Origin of the sequence: Paenibacillus sp. FSL W7-1279, from assembly GCF_037969845.1 — a bacterium.
In the GTDB taxonomy this organism is placed as follows: Bacteria; Bacillota; Bacilli; order Paenibacillales; family Paenibacillaceae; genus Paenibacillus_AQ.
In genome coordinates this window covers 6,931,312-6,950,796 of the sequence record NZ_CP150215.1, presented here as the reverse complement: position 1 = coordinate 6,950,796, position 19,485 = coordinate 6,931,312, and the positions used below count along the sequence as shown (strand labels likewise).

The window sequence follows — 19,485 nt, the reverse complement described above, 5'->3', positions numbered from 1 at the left end:
ATACATTGAATGAGAGAAGAGAACGAAGGGAATTTACGATGGTTGCTGCAAGGCCCCTAAGAGCTGTTGCCCTCCATCGTAAATTTCCATAGGTTCAATGAGGAGGTACTTTCGTGGTTCAGAATTGGAAACGCTGGAACACAGCAGCCCGCAAGTGGCTGTGGATTCTGGTTGTTCTTGGCGTTGCAGCGGCCCTGCCGGTAGGTTATGACCGACTGCAAACAGAATCAACATCAAAGAATGTAGAGCTGGTGTTTGATTATCGGGATTTGTTGGATGTCGCGGCGTATCAATCCAAGCCGCAGGATTTTGTATCTGAGCAGCTGGATCGCCTGAAAGAAGCCGGCGTAATCAGTATGGCGCTTTATGAAAGCACGCTGGACGAGCTGGTGAAATCGCGGCGAATATCGGTATATGACGGGCAGCAGGTCGCTGATCTGACAGGTACGACGATCTCCCCGAACGAGAATTTTACGTATGTTTCATTCCTGAACGAGGAAAGCGCGACTTTAATTAAACCCATTATCGAAGAAACCTACACGAGATTGGGTATTCCGGTAAGATCCTGGCAGTTCGATCGTGGAGTGGATGGGTTGGTGCTGGAAACTCCGCGTTCCAACGCGGTGATTAAGCCGCTGTCTCCAGACCCTATTACCATAAGCATGCTGCGAGAGAAGGGCTTTAATATTGTGCCGCGTCTGTCGGACAGTCTTCCGTATGACCAGGCCTATATGGAGAAGCTGATGGCGTACTTTGCGGACAACGGCGTAAAACGAATTTTGTTTGAAGGTGATTCCGCAAGAGGCTTCAATGATGATGCAGACATGAAAAGCTTGGATTCCTTTGGCGAGCTTTTGAACCAACATGGCATCGGCCTCGTGGCGATTGAGAATATCAAGCGTCCTCAAAAAGGATTTACGAAACTTGCTTATTTAACAGATTACAACGTAACCCGTATTTATTCCTTAAGCGAGCGGGATGCTAATCTGGAGCCTGAGGTTATTGGAGACCGTTTTGCTCTGGCTTCCAAAGATCGTAACATTCGAATGTTCTATTTAAACGCGGAGCCGAGCCGAGATATGACCAAGGCATCCGTTACTCACCCGCTGGATAATTTGATTGACAGTTTGACTGGTACGGGTCAGGCCATTAAGCAGATCGAGGACAATGGCTTCACCATGGGTCCAGCAGAGCCGTTTAAGGTGACCGACTCTTCCTTGCAGCGTTACTTCAAGCTTGGGGCTGTTGTCGGAGCCGTAGCCCTGATCACGCTCATGATTTCCTATTACATTCCGTTCCTTACGATTGCCGCTTTCCTGATCGGGCTTTTGGGCAGTGCCGGATTGTATGTTCTGAAGCCGACCTTGCTTGAACAGGCCTTGGCTTTATTTGCGGCAATCAGTGCTCCAACGGTTGCCGTCATTCTGGCGATTCGCAAAGTCAATGAAACGCAGCAGAGTATACCGGACATGAGTTCTGGCAGAAGGGTGACCCATTCGATCGTACTATTGATAAAGACCACGATCTTGTCGCTTGCTGCCGTACCGATCGTTGTTGCGTTATTGAATAATGTGACCTATATGCTCGTTCTGGATCAGTTCCGCGGCGTGAGCTTGCTGGCTGCAGCGCCGATAGGACTCATTGCAATCTACGTGGTTCTGTACCGAGGGGGATCTACTTATAGCTCTATTCTGAAACTGCTTAAAGCACCGATCTCGCTTACATGGGTTATCGCAGCCGGTATTGTGGCTATTGTCGGTTGGTACTATCTCACTCGTACAGGTAATGCAGGCTCTGTGTCGTCGATCGAAATGGCATTCCGTACATTCCTGGAAAATACGTTTGGCGTACGTCCGCGTAATAAGGAGTTCTTGCTTGCCCATCCAATGATGGTACTCGGCGTGTTCCTGTCATTTAAATACCGTCATGCCGTTTATCTGCTCATTATCGGTGTAATGGGGCAGCTGTCGATGGTCGGAACATTCACGCATATTCACACGCCACTCTATATTTCGGCCATTCGCGTTGTACTGGGTCTTGGACTCGGCTTGATTATCGGATTGATCGCGATATTGGTATGGCAAGTGGCAGAAGGGATCTGGAAACGATGGTCTCCACTTCTAAGACAATAGTCATCTCCGGATACTACGGATTCAAAAATAGCGGTGACGAAGCGGTCCTCAAATCCATCTTGACCGCTCTGGAGAAGGAGGGTAAGGCAACGGGGATTGTGATCAATCCCGTTGTACTTTCCATTGACCCGGATTGGACTTCGGCTGCCTATGGGGTGAAGTCCGTACACCGAATGAAACTGGGAGAAGTTCGACAGGCAATCAAGGACAGCGACGGTTTGATCAGCGGTGGAGGAAGCTTGCTGCAGGATGCCACCAGCCCAAAGACAATCCCGTATTATCTGGGCGTCCTCAAGATCGCGCAGTGGCTTGGTAAACCGACGTTCATTTATGCGCAGGGCGTTGGTCCGGTCAACCGTAAGCTGTTTTATCCGATGATTCGCTCGATCTTCCGAAAATGCACCTACATCTCGGTGCGTGACATTCAGTCAGGTGAACTGCTTCAGTCGATGGGAATATCAGGGGAAGCCATTCACGTCGTACCCGATCCGGTGATGGGCTTGCCGCTGCCAGAGGGGGAGGATGTTCAGCTTGATTTCAACCCGGGATCGGGGTTAGAAGAGAACGATGCCGCATCAGTTTCTTCTATAGAAGAACATCGTGAATCATTCGAAGAACCTTTAGTGCAGTCCTCATTATCCAATCGCGAAACGGAAGGGGAAGGATCTCTGCCGATTATCGGTATTTCGGTTCGATATTGGCATCCGGAACGCCAAGAGCTGAAGGCTGTTGCGGAAGGTTTAAAGGCATTAGCCGCACATCGTCCGGTACATCTTCGCTTCCTCCCTTTTCATCAGCCGGATGATCTTGAGGCTTCGCAGTTTATTGCTAGCGGCATTGGCGATATTTCCAAGAATGGTTCGATTATCAGTTTCTATCGTGATGAGAAGCAGCCGCAGGACATGCTGCGAGAGGTTAGTCGTTGTGATATGATATTGGGCATGCGTCTGCATAGCCTGATCTATGCCGCGAATCAGCGTGTGCCGTTGCTCGGAATTTCCTATGATCCGAAAATCAATCACTTTTTGAAGCGGCTGGGCAGCGAACCTGCGGGAAGCAGTGAATCACTTGACGCAGATGCGTTAAAGGATCAGATGCTGAAGCTGTTAGACGATGCAGCGGCATGGAAGGCGGAGCACGGCGAGCAGATATCCGTATTGAAACAAGAGGCTGCGCTGCCTGCACGCCACATTGCCCAATATTTACGCCATAGAGGATGATAAACATGAAACAGACCTATCCATTTCCTACCGTATCGGTGTTCGAGATTCCTTTTTCCAAGCTTAGTATGAAAGATACGGTGAAATTCCTGACCGAGGCTGTTCAGTCAAGGCAGCCCCACCATGTCATAACGGCGAATCCGATCATGGTGATGACGGCCGTCAACCAACCGGAATATAAACAGATGATGCAAAGTGCCGAAATCATCGTTCCGGATGGGACGGGGATCGTCTGGGCCGCCAGTGTGGGCGGCGAACCGCTGGAGGGGCGCGTCACCGGCTTTGAGCTGTTACATGAATTGTTGAAGGTCGGGGAAACCTATAGATGGAAGTTCTTTCTGCTGGGAACCACTGCCGAAGTGATTCAGGAAGCTGCCGAAAGGTTACAAATGCAATATCCGGCTGCGATTATATGCGGGTACCGGGACGGTTTTTTTGGACCTGATGAAGATGCTGCCGTCATTGAGCAGATTCGGGCAGCTTCACCGGATATTTTGTTTGTCGCCCGTGGTGCGGACAATCAAGAGCCTTGGATTGCGCAGCATAAACAAGCGCTTCAAGTTCCGGTTGTTATGGGAGTCGGGGGATCTTTCGATATTATCTCCGGCAAACTGAAGCGGGCGCCGAAAGTATTCCAAAAGCTTCGTCTCGAATGGTTTTACCGCCTTCTGAAGGAGCCCACCCGTTACAAAAGAATGCTTGCGCTGCCGAAATTCGTAGTGAAAGTGCTGCGCGAGAAAGAAAACGTAACGAAATCGAGCTAAATGGCTCATTTCTGTGGGGGGAATCCGGGATTTCACCGGAAATTGGTATTGGTTTTTGGACCCGAAGGGAGTATAATTCAACCGGTAGACTTTTATTGGGGGTCGAATGATTACATGTTAATGATATACATCATCGGGTTTATCGTATCGCTGACGCTCGCCCTGCTCTTAACGCCGCTTGTGAAGAAGTTTGCGGTTAAGATTGGTGCCGTTGACGTTCCTAATGCCCGCAAGGTTCATACCCGGATCATGCCCCGACTCGGGGGACTCGGCATTTATCTGGCTTTTATTCTTGGACTGATTGCAGTTCTTCCTTTTCTTCCGGATAGCCTGTCGCCTCGGGATGCCAACTTTATGAAGGCATTTCTGATCGGCGGTTCCATGATCGTATTGATCGGAGCCTTGGATGATCGATTTGAACTTTCGGCCAAAGTGAAGTTTCTGGCTCAAATTGCAGCTGCTTGCGTAGTTGTATTCGGATTTAATATTACCGTGGACTTTGTAAATATACCGTTCCAGGATCGGTACTCCATGCTGGAGAGCTGGGTATCGATTCCACTGACAATCTTCTGGATTGTCGGCGTAACCAACGCGATTAATCTCATTGACGGACTGGATGGACTTGCAGCCGGTGTTTCCGGCATTGCGATCGGCACGATTCTGGTCATGGCCGTCTTGATGGGCAACACCACCGTTGCCTTGCTATGCCTGCTTCTGCTCGGCAGCATTATCGGGTTCCTGTTCTTCAACTTCCATCCGGCCAAGATTTTCATGGGGGATACGGGCTCGTTATTCCTTGGATTTTGTTTGGCCATGCTGTCCTTGCTTGGATTTAAACAGATTGCGATTGTATCCTTCATTACGCCGCTGATTATTATCGGTGTTCCGTTGTCTGATACGTTTTTCGCTATCATCCGTCGTAAAATCCAGAAGAAACCGATCTTCGCTCCGGACAAGGGACATCTGCATCATTGTCTGCGCGAGCTTGGATTCAGTCACCGTCAGACGGTGTTGATTATTTACGTGATTGCCGCCTTTTTCGGCGTACTGGCAGTCATTCAATCTTCGGCTGCCATGTATGAAGCCAACTGGGTCACCTTCGTCGTGATCTGCGTCATGATGTGTTTCATGCAGATCGGTGCGGAAATTATCGGACTGGTCGGCAAGACCAAACGGCCGATTCTGGGTCTGATCAATCGGATGCGAATGAAGGCAAATCCCGAAAGCCGCACGAAGTAGAACTTATTCTTTTTCATGATGTGTCCGGATAGGACATGCCAGCCTCACCCAAAAAGGGTGAGGCTTTTTTGTGGTTTTTGCTAAATAATAGGACACTCGCTTCCGATATATGAACTATGCGCTAGAATCAATCTGTCAGTGAAAGCGAGGGGACCCAGTGAACGATGTAACACCCAAAACGGACGCCAACGTCCGAATGATCAAGGAGGCACAACCGTTGAAGAAAAATTTCCGTACAATAGCAAGCCTGTTATTGGCCATTGCTATGTTCTTTTCCCTAATTCCGGCATTACCGGCTTCTGCTGCAAATGGAGCCTTGTATTTTCACTTTTCCAATCTAAGTACGGATCCGAACTCCCCAACACCGGAGAACCGGAATTCCATTACGGTTTCGGGTACCTACAATGGCATTAACCCGAATACCATCTCGTATGAGATTAAACGCTTCGATGACACAACCACGGGCGGAACAGGTGTCAAGCCGATCCTGGACGAAGCAGCGAATACGTTCCAATTCCTGAATGTCCAATTGAATCAGGGCGTGAACAAAATCATTGTGTCGGGTATGAGCACGCAAGGTCAGCAGATGAGTGCCACAGCCTATGTGAAGTTCTCCGATGTACCGGCTGTTTATGAAGTAGCGCTCAGTGATGGACGTGTGCTGGAAGAGAATGCTTCCAAGCCGGTTGTCGTTACCACGCAGACGGTTAGTATCTCGGTAAAAGCAACCAATGGCTCCAAAGGCGTGACGGTTAACGGCATGGCAATGTATCCGGGCGGCGGTGATACGTTTTACTCCGCAGGGATCCAATTGCAGAAGGGTGTCAACGATCTGGTGATCGTCGTGAACTCGGAATCGAAAACTCAGACCATCAATAGACAGGTTGTCTATCATCCGACAGGCTCCCTGACGGTCAATCAACTGCAGATCGGTAACACCAAGATCGATGGGCAGACCGTTGTAACCGGTAATGTGAACGGCGTCATCTCCGGTTATGTTATCATGGATGCTCCTCCGGCTGGTACGCCAGCGGTGCCGCCAACTCTTGAAGTATCTGTGTTTCCGACAGGATCCACGGTGCCAATCATGAGCTCGCAGGCAACCGTAGGAGCAGCAAGCATCCTGGGTAACAGCTTGATGTATCCTTTTACAACCACTGGCTCGGTTAGCATCACACAGAGCGGGGAGTATTTTGTTTACACTAAGGACACTACCACTGGTTTCGACGTGAAAAATCCTTTCACTTATCGTGATGTCAATGCACCTACAATCAAGCAGGTGTATCAACTATACGGTGTAACAGAGAGCGGGGGAACGGTATCGGCTACCTCCCAGTCCATTTTTCCAAGCGGTAACGATACGGTCCTGAACGAATTGCCGATCTACTTAATGGTGGAACAAGTGAACGCAGGTGATGTTGAGATTGAATCGAGCAAGGGCGGCGGCACGATTGCCCAGAAACTTACCTATAATGGTAACACGGTTTTCAAAATCACGAATTTGCCTTCAGGACAACAAAATCTGATCATCAAGGTCAGCAATGCATCGGGCGTCTCCGATACGAAGGTGATCCCGGTAACGTTCCTGTCCTCCACTTATATTGATATTTATCATTTGTATAACAATCAGGTGTTTAAGAATAGTACAGATTTCAATCAAGTTACGGGTCGGATTGTGAACTACACGGGAACATCAGGACTTACGATTTCCTTGAATGGTAATACTGGCGATTTGACAGTGAACGGAAACGGCGAGTTTAGCTTTTCTGATGCTGCATTCCTGCAGCTGATTCCAGGTCCGAATACGTTGGTGGTCGCTGACAAGAGCGGGAAAATCTCGACGAAGCTGACTCTGCTCTATTTTAGCGATACGCGCTCGGTAATCAAAAACATGATTCCATTCCCGGTTGGTTCCGCAACAGAATCCGATCCGGATGGATTGTTCAGAGAAACGGCCGAGAACGCCTATAACACATATGAAAAGGCTCTGGGTCTTCGCTTTGAGGTGGAATACACGGATGAGATTACGGTGAACCTTAGTCATCCTACGCCATCCATCTTTGCAGTCTTTACCAAAGACAACACAGGAACTTGGACGCTCTCTGGCGGTGCACTGAAGACGCAATTGGATGCCATTAATCAAGCGGATCACAGCCTGTACTATTCCATTGTCAATGGAGCCAACTCCAGCTCTGCCCGCGTTGTGTTTAAAGAGCTAGCACTTCCTGAGGTAGGATTGCAGGCAATCAGCATCGGTTCGCGTTATCAGTCGGTTACCACAACGGATACCATTGAGATTACGCGTGAGCGTGCGCCTTACGAAGTCCTTTCTCCTAGGCTTCCTAACGAAGGTGTTTTGAAACAGAACTTTGTAGAGGTAAGCATCAAGGCTGAAGGCGCGGACTCCATTCTGATTGGCAAAACGCCAATGGTAAAATCCGAGATCAGCGACATATTCCGTCTTGAAGTCAAGAACCTGAAAAATGGCAAAAACACCATCAAGTTTACGATCGAACAAGGCACCAAAAAGACAAGCGGGCAATTCGTTGTAACGTACACGGATGATGCAACCGAAGGCTCTCAGTTTAAAACGAATATTTCGAAGTCAGGTAAGGTTAAAGTATTCAAGGGTGATTTGTCCCTGTCCTTGCCGAAAGGCACGGTGCTTCAACAGGCTAAATCAAGTCCGAATGCAGAAGTGCCTACGATCAATCTGCTTGGTGAGCATGACATCCTGTTTGGTATTGCCAACCAGATCGATGGGCGGACCGTTAAGGCTTACAATCGAATTGGTGAAATCGAGAACGGTGTAGAAATGGATGGACGTTTGTCCCTCATTCCAGGGGATAACAACAATGCGTTCCGTTTCACTCCGGCAGCCCATTACGGCTATTCATCACCTCTTTACTGGCTGGATGCGGGTTCGCTTAATGCATACAGTAGCAACATTGAGGACTTTAACGTAAAGGCAGCAGCTCATCCTTACGCAAAAGGAAACGAATTTCATCAACGCTTGATTCCGCAGAACTGGATGGAATTGTCTCAAAAAGGTACGATAACCTTGAAATATGATTCCGCACTGGTGAACTCAGCTTCCAGCAACCTGGGTATTTGGTGGTATAACCCTTCCCAAGGAACGTGGATCAACATCGGCGGGAAAGTAGACGCCAAGAAGAAAACTGTTACGGCACCATTTAAGGGATTTGGTTATTACGCAGTTAAATCCTTGCGTTATAGCTACTCCGATGCGATTTCGCATAAGACAGCCCGTAACGATATTGAATTGATGCTGGCAAGAGGATATATGAAGGCATCCAAGACGGATGCATTCGGCGTGTATGATCCAATGACTCGCGGTGAATTAGCTACTATTATAGTGAAGCTGCTCGATATTCCGTTGGATTATGATACCGATAAGAACAAGCTGACGTTTGATGACATCTATCAAGAAAGTGTAGTCAACAGCATGCAGTGGGATTACCGTTACATTGAGACAGCGGCCAGAAAAGGGATCATTCGCGGCATAGCGCCTCGAAGCTTTGCTCCTAATATGGAACTGACTCGCGAAGAAGCGGCCAACATGATTGCACGCGCATTGAACCTGAAGATGGGTGAAATCGAAAAAGATAAAGCAGCACTTCAGAAGCAGTTCGAAGATGTAGGCAAAATCAAATCGAATTATTCTTACCCAGCCATTCTTGCTGTAAGTAAGGCCGGTATCATCACTGGTGTTGCGAATAGCTTGAAAGAAGGGGAGAAGAAACCAACGTATAACTTCAATCCGGATGCCGTGCTGAATCGTGCAGATACGGCGACGATCGTGAAACGCATGATGGGCAAACTCAAAATGCTGTAGGCCATATAAATAAGAAGAAACTGTAGGGAAAAGGAACGAGAGCAGATGCCCAATTTCTATTGGCAGTGCTCTCGTTTTTTCATGCGCGGTTTTTAATGGATAAGGTTATTTATGGCATAATTAGCAAGATCTTATGGGTGTTATCAGAGGCCAGGAAACCGTTTACCAATATCTATTGTTTTGTAATTTCATGTAGAATACGCTACAATAGCGGAAGCACATACTATTTTTAGAGGGTGAAGATGAATTTATGAAGCCGATATTATCAAAAGCGCAGCTCGACTACATGAAGGCGAAGACCAAGTTCGAGGAAAAGGCCAAAGTGATGGAGAAGAAGATTGAGCTGGCTCGTGCCGCTCATGATGAGATAACTCAGGAAGTCATGGAGGGACTCGTTGTTGAGACAGGCTTTCATGATTCATTTAACGAAATGACAGCGGCAGAGAATGCGTTGATCCAGTGGTCTCATACAACAATAAAACATGACAAAACATATCGTACGAATAAAGCGGAAATTGATCTGATGTACGAAACACTGCATAGCAATCCGGAGATGCGTGCACGCATTATCCAGCTTGCTATGAAGATTCGCTAGGATTCTACAAAGGGCGCCCATAGGGCGTCTTTTTTTGTTGTCGCAATATGTAATGAACCCAATGTTATGCGAATCTAAAATGATTTCGAAAATATTTTTAAAAAAACTTTGCAACAACCGCAACTTTTCGAGAAATCAAACGTTTATAATGTAGAACCCAATGAGCAACCCAAGATTATCCGAAACAAGAAACTTGTCTATTAATTAGAAAAATGTTCTTTACGGAGTATGGGACTCGTTGTATAATACCTAGGTAGGATTAGGAATCTATTCTAGTTTGTAGTGTTCTCTCGTTAACAAGATTCTGTGATATCGTCACAGACATCATTTATGATTTATGCTCAACTCGGGAAAGGAGGTGCAGGACAATGAGTGATAAGAGCTACCAAATTAAAGAAAACAATCAAGTGATGATTCAAGGAGGAGAAAAAAAGGTTATGAAGAAAATTTTATCCGTAGCACTGTCTACAGCAATGGCATTCTCCATGTTTGCTTCTGTTGCATTCGGTGACGATGCGCTTAACACACAACAGAAATTTGATGTACTGAAAGAAAAAGGTATCTTCACTGGCTATCCAGATGGAACTGCTGGTCTTGACAAAGAAATGACTCGCGCTGAGTTCGCGAAAGTTTTGGTAGGCATCATGGGTCTTGAGCCAATCCAAGGCAAAGCGTCTTTCAAAGACAAAAACTACAAAGCTGACAAATGGCCAGCTCCTTATGTAGAAGCAGTATACGCTGCAGGTATCATGGAAGGTAAGAACACTACGAAAATGATCTTCGACTTCAACGGTAAAATTACCGTTCAAGAAATGGCGAAGGTTCTCGTTACTGCTCAAAAGCTTGAAGTTCCAACAGAAACGAACAACAACGCTTCTGACTGGGCTAAAGGTTATGTTCAAGCAGCAATCAACGCTGGTTTGGTAGATGCTAAAACAAACCCTAAAGCTAACGCTTCCCGTTCCCAATTGGTTGAAGTTGCTTACACAATCTACCTGTCGCAACAAAAACCAAAAGTGGTTTCTTATGATGTAACTGAGAGCGGTAAAGTTGTAACTTTCAAACTTGCTAACAACGAAAGCGTGAAAGTTGAACTGGAAACTCCTCTGAAAGCTAACACTGCAACTGAAGTGAAATTCACACATAACAACTACGAGTACACTGAAAGTGTAACTTGGGTCGTAACATCTGCAACTAAAGTGGAATCCGCAAGTGCTAAGAACCTGAAAGAGGTTGAAGTTGTATTCGACGGTAAAGTTGATAAAGTGACTGCTACTGACAAAAACAACTACGTCATCGATTCCAACTCCAAAGGGATTAAATCGATCACGCTGCTGGCAGACGGTAAAACTGCTCGCATCCTGTTGAACGAATCTAGCAAATTCACTCAAGGTACAACTTACAAAGCTGTTGTTAAAAACGTGAAAAACGATAGTGGTTCTGTGCTTCCACAAGGCGAGCTGTCATTCACTGTTTCCGACAACACTCTGCCTACTGTAACCGAAGTGAAAGCTCTTGGTACGAAAGTAATCAAGGTGACTTTCTCCGAGCCAATCGTTTCGCCTTCGAGCAGCAACTTCCAACTGGATGACAAAGCATTCGTTGGCAACGTGAAGCTTGGTCCGGACCAAAGAGAAGTTATCCTGAGAGACTACACAGGCAATATTTCTGTGGGAACTCATAAATTGACAACTTCCCTGATCGAAGACTACGCTGGTCTGAAATCGCCTGCTGATACTAAAGAATTCACGGTTGCAGTAGATACTGAAGGTCCAAAGGTTACTGAAGTCTCCGCAACTTTGGAAAAAGTAACAGTAACATTTGACGAAGAGATCGATCCGGATACTGTAACTAACGACAGCTTCTACTGGAAGTCTGGTGACAGCAAGAAGACAGGTAAAGTAACTCAAATCTCCAGCAACGTATATGAGATTGACTTTACTGAAAACCGTCTGCCTGGATATGAAACAACTCTGTTTGTTGAAGTTAAAGACTATTCCGGTAACGCTAACCCAGTAAAAGAACATAAAATTACGGCAAGTGTTGACTTGGTACAACCGCACGTAGTTGAAACAAGTTTCGGTGCTGACAGACCTAATACACTGACAGTACGTTTTGACAAAGCTGTATATGCAGCTGACAAAAAATACTACACAGTTAAAAAAGGTAACGATACGATTCCTGTGAAAGATGTTGTTGCAGCTGATGCTTCCAACAAAATCTTCTATGTTAACTTCTTCAGCAAGCTTGAATACGGAACTTACGATCTGACAGTTAAAGACGTAAAAGACCGTACGGCTTTGGGTAATACAGTGGTGGAATACAAAGGGACATTCGTAGCTAATGACACTGCGAACCCAATGATTTCCTCCGTTGATTACAACAATACAAACCGCAAGCTTACTCTGAACTTCGGTAGAGAAATGGATCTGGCTACTCTGCAAAGTAAAGCCAACTATTTCATTGCCTTTAAGAAGAGTGGTTATACTGACGCACAGAACATCGCTATTCCAGCTGATGTGACTGTGAATCCAGTTAACGGCGGTAAGTCTGTAGTCCTTCAATTCCCAGAGTACATCGATGGAACTCGCGTAACGTTTGGACCAGGCGGATCTGTTTCGAAAGTATGGACTACCGGTCTGAAATCTAAAACTGGTCAATATGTATCCTTGGATAACCAAGTATTGACTGAAGCGGGAGCTTCCGTGAAGTGGGTTGGAGCAACACAAAAAGATGCTAAAACATTTGAACTGACATTTAACCATGTTATTGCAAATGCTAGCACAGGCGACTTCCTGGTGAACGGTCAATATCCATCAAGTGTCAGCATCAATGATGGTGTTGTTACTTTGAAAACAAGCAGTGAATTTAATGGTGGCGAAATCACAATCTTTGCAAACAACTCCATTGAAACTTACTCGAATAACAAACTTAACTTAGCTACCAATGCTACAATGCCAGTGAACAATGCTGCTGCACCAAGAGTAGTAAAAGTGGATGATACAAGAAAGAATGGAGTAAATGCTACCGGAGCTGTATATAACTCCTTTGAAGTAACCTTCTCTGTTGATGTTGAAGCAGCTGCAGCTAACTATGCTGACGTTAAGAATGATATCATTCTTAAAAATGTTGGTAAGACTAACAATCCAGTGATCAACAAAGCCGGTTATACAGTTGAGAGAGTTTCGGACCGCGTGATCAGAGTAGATATTTATGATCAGGAAGCTCTTAACAACCCTGTTCAGTTCCAAGTAGCAGATAATGCAAGCTACTTGTATGCAGCAGGCTCCACTCCACGGGTTTATGTTACTAAATCCAGCGAGTATCAAATTGCACCACCAGCTCAAAGCACTGACTCTGTATCTGTAACAGGTACACTAGTCACTGTTGCTGATAAGGGTGCTCTTGCCCAAACTGCAGATCAAAATGGCCTGAAGTTTGTCGCTAAATCTGTTGGTACCGGGCTTAACGGTAACTCCGTCGTTGTTACAAAAAATGCTGCACAAACAGATAAAGTTAAAGTCAATGGTCTTAACATCACTGTGAATAACGATGCAACAGTTTCTGATATCGTTGCAGCAGTTCTTACCGCTGATGTAAACTACGAAGCTCAAAAAGGTGATACTACTGGTTCAATTGCTGATTCAGCATCATATCAGTTCAATGGTGGTAAAGCTGCACAGGAAGGACAACTGACTGTTAGACTTAACAACGCTGTAACTAAAGTTGTTGATAATAAAGTCATTATTGCTGGAAAAGAATATACAGCAACTGCAAATAACAGTAACACCATTGTTGTAACAACTGGAGATGCTGATGTTGTTGGTGAGCAACTGATCGGCAAGGTTGAGTACAAAGGTAAAGAGCAAGCAATTTCTGTACAAATTGCGAAGTAATCTTAACCTGTACAAATAATCAAATCCAGCTCACACCGGGGAACATTTAGTTCTCCGGTGTGTTTTTGTATTCAAGTTTAACAAGGACGTTTCCACAGTAGCCGTTGCTTGATCTTCCTATCAATTTTCAATAGAATTAATAGAATAAGCAGGAAACTGATGAGGAGGAACAAATCATTTATGAAATCATACTGGAAAATATCCCTTACTGCCCTGGCCATTGGCTCAGGCATATGGATCGGCGCAGTATACAGCAACACCGCAACCGGCGCAAGCACCACCCCAGGCACAACCGACGACCCGGTCGTCACTAAAAGCTACGTAGACCAACAAATACAGCAAGCGCTGAATGGCGGTGGTGGAGGGTCTACGAACCCAACAAATCCTACAAATCCCACTGAGCCATCCCAGGGAGCTGACGAAGTTAAGAACGTTGCGTTGAAACCAGGCAAGATCCTTATTGCAGACGCAGGAACAGAGTTCATTGTCCGTTCGGGTAACGCAGTGATCTACACAGAAGTCGCTAGCGGAGTTGCAGACCTTACCGATGGTAAAGACCTGTTGAATGGTCAAGTGGCGCCTAAGAACCATCTGCTTTCCTTCCCGCGTGAAGGTCGCGGCATTCAAGTGAAAGAAGGACAGACAAGCAATCTGATTGTCATGGTGCGCGGCGGCTACACCATTAAGTAATGATTGGCAACTAGAGTGCGTTAGACACCTGCTGATATCGCTCATCCTCGAGTGGTATGGCGAGGACTTTTGTCCGGCTTATTCCTCTTATAATTATTGCCAGTTGTGACAACGTTTTATACGTGTGAGTGCCTTGAAATCGACAAATAATACATCTGTAAAAACCAATACAGGAGGTGTATTTTCATGGCACGCAGCAGTCGTAACCGTCAAGTGGTACCGGAGAGTCGTGAAATGCTGAAGCAAATGAAATACGAAATTGCAGCAGAGTTTGGATTACCCGTGGGATATGGTAGCGGTTCCAATGGAGCCGATACGGAATTTGGTTCCGAGTTAGGAACCATCGGAGGTGGATCTTCCAGCCGTCGTCCTGGATGGGGACATCTAACATCCCGTGAGAACGGATCCGTTGGTGGAGAGATCACTAAACGTTTGGTTCGAAACGCTGAACAAAGTCTCTTCGGTAGACTGTAGTCGTTTTTCAGTTACAAGTGGAACTTAATCTTGATTAAAATGATTGAAAAACCCAAGAAAATCCTTGAAAAACAGCTTACTTACTGGATTGACACCTGGTAACAAATAAGTTAATATGCATGTTGAGGATTGTACATTTCAAACCTTTTCCTGTCGGAAAAGGTTCATTTTTTGTGTAGGACCTCTTGATATATCACATACTATTCATATGGGAGGTTGATCTCATGTCTTTAACAGGGCGACGTTTATTTACATCTGAGTCCGTAACTGAAGGACATCCGGATAAAATCTGTGACCAGATTTCTGATGCGGTACTCGATGCTTTTTTGGCTAACGATCCGAACGCACGCGTAGCTTGTGAAGTTTCCGTTGCGACTGGTCTTGTTTTGGTCATTGGTGAAATTAGCACTAACTCTGAATACGTGGATATTCCATCCATCGTACGCAATACCGTGAAGGAAATCGGGTATACCCGTGCAAAATACGGTTTTGATTCCAATACATGTGCGGTGTTGACATCGCTGAATGAGCAATCGGCCGATATTGCACAGGGGGTAAACGCTGCACTGGAGAATCGTGATCCTTCCCAAGTGGACAAGGAAACCGAGAACATTGGTGCTGGCGACCAAGGTCTGATGTTTGGTTTTGCAACGAACGAGACCCCAGAACTGATGCCTCTTCCGATTGCATTGTCTCACCGTATCGCTCGTCGTTTGTCCGAGGTTCGTAAAAACGGTACGCTGGAATACCTGCGTCCGGATGGCAAAACCCAGGTAACGGTTGAGTATGACGGCAATACCCCGGTTCGCGTGGATACGATCGTGGTCTCGACTCAACATGCCGAAGAAGCAACACTGGAGCAAATCCAGAAGGATATTAAAGAACAAGTTATTCTTCCTGTCGTACCGGCTGAATTGCTGGACGCAGAAACTAAATATTTCATTAACCCAACCGGCCGTTTCGTAATCGGTGGTCCTCAAGGGGACGCTGGTCTGACAGGCCGCAAAATCATCGTGGACACCTATGGCGGCTACGCTCGTCATGGCGGCGGTGCATTTTCCGGTAAGGATCCTACAAAGGTTGACCGTTCCGCTGCTTACGCGGCTCGCTACGTGGCTAAAAACCTGGTTGCTGCAGGACTTGCGGACAAGTGCGAAATTCAATTGGCTTACGCTATTGGTGTCGCTAACCCAGTGTCGATTAGTGTAGATACTTACGGAACAGGTAAAGTGAGCGAAGAGAAGCTGGTTGAGCTTGTGCGTAACAACTTCGACCTGCGTCCGGCTGGAATCATTCGCATGCTGGATCTTCGCCGTCCGATCTACAAACAAACCGCTGCTTACGGACATTTTGGACGTACGGATCTGGATCTCCCTTGGGAACGCGTAGACAAAGCGGAAGCCTTGAAAGAACAAGCTGGCGTAAACTAAGGTAATTTTAGGATATGTAACAGATATAAAATTTAGGCATGTGCTGATTTAATTTTTCTTCTGAAAAAAATCGGTGCATGTCTTTTTTGCTTCTTTTTCTAATTATGAGTAGAGATTCAACGCAGCTGAACCAGATAATATGACAAAAATGAAATAATTAAAAGAGTCAATGAACTATCGTGGTTATCAGCATTTTCATTAAATAAATGGAAAAACAGGAATATAATTTATGACAAACTAGTTACTTTTACATAATAATATAGTAACATAGGATTGATTTACATGAACTCCTAAAAAATCCCGGTACAAATCTAGCAAGACTTGGTGTACGATACGCGAAAGTGTTTTTTTATAACAAATTCGTAACTTTTCCGCAAAAATGAAGTCTATTAATTAGAGACTTTATATGTTCGGCATCCGTGTCGAACAAGAGATGGGAGAGTTACGATTACATGGTTAGTCAGGGGAAAACACTGAAGTCTACAACATCTGGTGTAGGCAAGAAATGGTTGATTATTACATTGGCAGGGGCCATCTGGGTGGGTCCTGTGTTGGGCAGCGGAATACCAGTGATAGGGAATCTATCAACATCCTCGGTAGCTTATGCGGCATCAACATCGGCTAAGCAGCTTGGTGAGGAAATCATTACTTCCGGTGCGGTTTTAATGAAATATCAGTATATCAACAGTACTGGCGCAAAATCGCTGGCTAATGTCATTCGGGTGGACTTGAACAACAAGTACGTGAAACTGGATGTCATGACAGGCCAAGGGAATCAATTTACAACGAGACAAAGCACGGGCGGAATGGCTAAGGAGAACGGAGCGGTTGCTGCTATTAACGGTGACTTTTTTAATACCGGCAGCGAAGGGGCTCCGATGGGTGCTCAAGTATCGAACGGTCAGTTGATGTCAACCCCATCGGACCTGAAAGGCATGTATGCTTTTGGAGTAACGAACGATGGAACGCCAATTCTGGATGAGTTTGCATTCTCGGGGAGTATTACAGCTGAAAATGGCGCCTCATTCCCACTCGCGGGGATGAACAAAACCTCTTATGCTCCTGAGGGCACCGGATCAACGTATAGCCATGCGAATTCAGCTTATATCTACACCAGCGCATGGAAGGCTATTGAGCGTCCTAAGAACAGCTCGACAACGCCAACGGAGGTTATGGTAACGGATGGGGTCATCACCGATATTTCAGTAATGGCAGGATTGCCAACAGTGATACCGGAGGGAAGCTACATTTTGCGAACCCATGGGGCTGCGGCAGAGTTCGTGAAACAAAATCTGGCAGTTGGACAGAGACTGAAAGCCGATTATGCTTTAGTTTCCAAAAAATCGGGTAAAGAACTGGACCCATCTACACTCCAAATGATGATTGGTGGCCATACGATTCTGGTGGATAACGGCAAGGCCACTTCATTCTCGCGAAACGTGAATTCGATTGGAGGAAGCAGGGCACGAACAGCCGTAGGTTACTCCAAAGACGGTCGTTACGCTTACCTGATTGCCACAGAGAGCAACGATAACAGCAAAGGCATGACGCTGCAGCAGCTTCAGGACTTCATGACGAAGGTTGGAGTATGGAAGGGAATGAACCTGGACGGCGGAGGATCGACAACGATGGTAAACCGTCCACTTGCCGAGATGAACACGCAGCTGACCTTCAATACGGAATACGGCACCACGCAGCGCAGCATCGTTAACGCACTTGGCGTGTTCTCAACGGCACCTCAGGGCAGCTTGAAGGGCTTAAAAGTAAGCGGAAGCAACACGCTCCTGATCGGCCAGATCGGCACGTATGAACTGAAGGGCTATGATACTTACTATAATCCAATTGAGGCAGGTTCGATTAAACCGACTTGGAAGTCCAGCAACGGCAATTTAGCGGTCAACGGACAAAGCATTAAAGCGACAAAGCCGGGTACCTCAACACTGACGGCAGTAAGCGGCAGCACGAAAGCTACGATGCAAGTCAAAGTGCTGGGCGCGGATGATCTTGTTGCATTGACTACCGGCGTATCAAGCGCACCGCTGCAGGCTGGAACGAGCGTTTCCGTGCCGGTGACGGCCGTAACAGGCAATGGTCAAAGCTTGGAAGTTCCAAGCAGTGCGCTGAAATGGGAGTTTATCGGATTTAAAGGCAGCGTAAAAGACGGCCGCCTGACCGTATCCTCCGTGAACAGCAATACGAAAGTCGGTTATGCCATCGCACGCTATGACGGCTTTAGCACGGTCGTTATTTTATCGGCAGCGGGCGAGAGCACATGGGAGAACTTCGAGAATGTGAATTACCCGGTGAAGTTCACGACCAATGTACCGGCAGTTACCGGGGCTGCAGCGATCAAAAATGGCAGCGGAGCAAAAGCATCATCTAAAGTCTTGAACTTGACCTATGATATGACAGGCGGATTAGGGCAAAAAATGTACGCTTACGCCGAGTTGAATGGCGCAACTGGCAAAGTGATCCCTGCACAGGCAACGGCCATGACCATCGATGTGGAGGGAGATAACAGCCTGAACTGGCTGCGCGCCGAGCTCAAGGACAATAATGGGAAAACCGTGTACGTCGACTTGGCAAAAGCAATTGATTGGAGCGGCTGGAAAACACTGAGCATCGATCTCAGCGGACATAACATTGCATTCCCGGCACAGATGAAGCGGTTGTATGTGGTGAACGTGGAAGAAGGCCAGGATGAGCGCGCATTGACAGGAGCTGTATCTTTTGACGATATCCGCTTTACGATGCCGTCCCTATCCGGGAATGAAGGTCTTCCAACAGGCAAAGCGGTCATGACCATTGGGCAAAAATCGCTTATGCTGAATGGTTCGAAAGTGGCAATTGATTCGGCACCAATCTTGAAGAATGGAACGACTTACGTTCCGATTAAGCATGTGCTCGACGCGTTCGGCGGGCAAGCAACCTGGAACCAATCCGCTCAGCGGGTGGGTGTCCTGAGGGGCGGCATGCTCATGGAACTGACGGTCGGCAAGAAGGAATTCATTCTAAACGGTAAGCGCAGTTCGGCGGCTGTAGCACCTATGGTTCAAGGTGGTAGGACTTTGGTCCCTCTTCGTCTCGTTTCCGAGCAATTAGGCCTTAAAGTAAAATGGGACAAGAACACGAAGACCGTTACGATCGAATCGTGATATGGTATGATATGTATATGAAACGTTAGAAATG

11 protein-coding genes are annotated in these 19,485 nt (G+C 46.5%); all 11 read left to right on the top strand.

What is annotated here, in order from left to right:
* Window positions 1–113 precede the first annotated feature (113 nt).
* The 11 genes from MKY82_RS31515 (at window position 114) to MKY82_RS31465 (ending at window position 19,451) form a co-directional block, all read left to right on the top strand.
* Window positions 114–2,132 carry a DUF5693 family protein gene (locus tag MKY82_RS31515; RefSeq protein WP_339295041.1) on the top strand — a complete coding sequence of 673 codons (2,019 nt, stop codon included), beginning with the start codon at window positions 114–116 and terminating at the stop codon, window positions 2,130–2,132.
* Window positions 2,108–3,352: a polysaccharide pyruvyl transferase CsaB gene (csaB, locus tag MKY82_RS31510; RefSeq protein ID WP_339295040.1), complete on the top strand. Its 1,245-nt coding sequence runs from the start codon at window positions 2,108–2,110 to the stop codon at window positions 3,350–3,352. Before MKY82_RS31515 ends, csaB begins: the two co-directional genes overlap by 25 nt.
* Window positions 3,353–3,357: 5 nt before the next feature.
* Window positions 3,358–4,116: a WecB/TagA/CpsF family glycosyltransferase gene (locus MKY82_RS31505; RefSeq protein WP_071219818.1), complete on the top strand. Its 759-nt coding sequence runs from the start codon at window positions 3,358–3,360 to the stop codon at window positions 4,114–4,116.
* A gap of 114 nt (window positions 4,117–4,230) precedes the next feature.
* Window positions 4,231–5,355 (top strand): MraY family glycosyltransferase, encoded by a 1,125-nt coding sequence (locus MKY82_RS31500; protein WP_071219817.1) that lies wholly within the window; start codon window positions 4,231–4,233, stop codon window positions 5,353–5,355.
* Window positions 5,356–5,572: 217 nt separating this feature from the next.
* Window positions 5,573–9,211 (top strand): S-layer homology domain-containing protein, encoded by a 3,639-nt coding sequence (locus MKY82_RS31495; RefSeq protein ID WP_339295039.1) that lies wholly within the window; start codon window positions 5,573–5,575, stop codon window positions 9,209–9,211.
* 250 nt (window positions 9,212–9,461) lie between these two features.
* Window positions 9,462–9,806 carry a hypothetical protein gene (locus MKY82_RS31490; protein ID WP_071219815.1) on the top strand — a complete coding sequence of 115 codons (345 nt, stop codon included), beginning with the start codon at window positions 9,462–9,464 and terminating at the stop codon, window positions 9,804–9,806.
* Window positions 9,807–10,174: 368 nt separating this feature from the next.
* Window positions 10,175–13,702: an S-layer protein gene (locus MKY82_RS31485; RefSeq protein ID WP_339295038.1), complete on the top strand. Its 3,528-nt coding sequence runs from the start codon at window positions 10,175–10,177 to the stop codon at window positions 13,700–13,702.
* Between the two features lie 180 nt (window positions 13,703–13,882).
* Complete coding sequence (locus MKY82_RS31480; RefSeq protein WP_339295037.1) at window positions 13,883–14,392, top strand: hypothetical protein; 510 nt, start codon at window positions 13,883–13,885, stop codon at window positions 14,390–14,392.
* 186 nt (window positions 14,393–14,578) lie between these two features.
* A complete protein-coding gene (locus MKY82_RS31475) occupies window positions 14,579–14,866 on the top strand; it encodes an alpha/beta-type small acid-soluble spore protein (protein WP_100540939.1) in 288 nt (95 codons plus the stop codon).
* A 224-nt stretch (window positions 14,867–15,090) separates the two neighbouring features.
* Window positions 15,091–16,296 (top strand): methionine adenosyltransferase, encoded by a 1,206-nt coding sequence (metK, locus tag MKY82_RS31470; protein WP_339295036.1) that lies wholly within the window; start codon window positions 15,091–15,093, stop codon window positions 16,294–16,296.
* Between the two features lie 452 nt (window positions 16,297–16,748).
* Complete coding sequence (locus MKY82_RS31465; RefSeq protein WP_339295035.1) at window positions 16,749–19,451, top strand: stalk domain-containing protein; 2,703 nt, start codon at window positions 16,749–16,751, stop codon at window positions 19,449–19,451.
* The last annotated feature ends 34 nt before the right edge of the window (window positions 19,452–19,485 follow it).

Bases quoted from the DNA above. Each gene is read 5' to 3' on its own strand.
- MKY82_RS31500 (WP_071219817.1), top strand. From the start codon at position 4,231: ATGTTAATGATATACATCATCGGGTTTATCGTATCGCTGACGCTCGCC.
- MKY82_RS31490 (WP_071219815.1), top strand. From the start codon at position 9,462: ATGAAGCCGATATTATCAAAAGCGCAGCTCGACTACATGAAGGCGAAG.
- MKY82_RS31475 (WP_100540939.1), top strand. From the start codon at position 14,579: ATGGCACGCAGCAGTCGTAACCGTCAAGTGGTACCGGAGAGTCGTGAA.
- csaB (WP_339295040.1), top strand. From the start codon at position 2,108: ATGGTCTCCACTTCTAAGACAATAGTCATCTCCGGATACTACGGATTC.
- MKY82_RS31465 (WP_339295035.1), top strand. From the start codon at position 16,749: ATGGTTAGTCAGGGGAAAACACTGAAGTCTACAACATCTGGTGTAGGC.
- MKY82_RS31505 (WP_071219818.1), top strand. From the start codon at position 3,358: ATGAAACAGACCTATCCATTTCCTACCGTATCGGTGTTCGAGATTCCT.
- metK (WP_339295036.1), top strand. From the start codon at position 15,091: ATGTCTTTAACAGGGCGACGTTTATTTACATCTGAGTCCGTAACTGAA.
- MKY82_RS31480 (WP_339295037.1), top strand. From the start codon at position 13,883: ATGAAATCATACTGGAAAATATCCCTTACTGCCCTGGCCATTGGCTCA.
- MKY82_RS31485 (WP_339295038.1), top strand. From the start codon at position 10,175: ATGAGTGATAAGAGCTACCAAATTAAAGAAAACAATCAAGTGATGATT.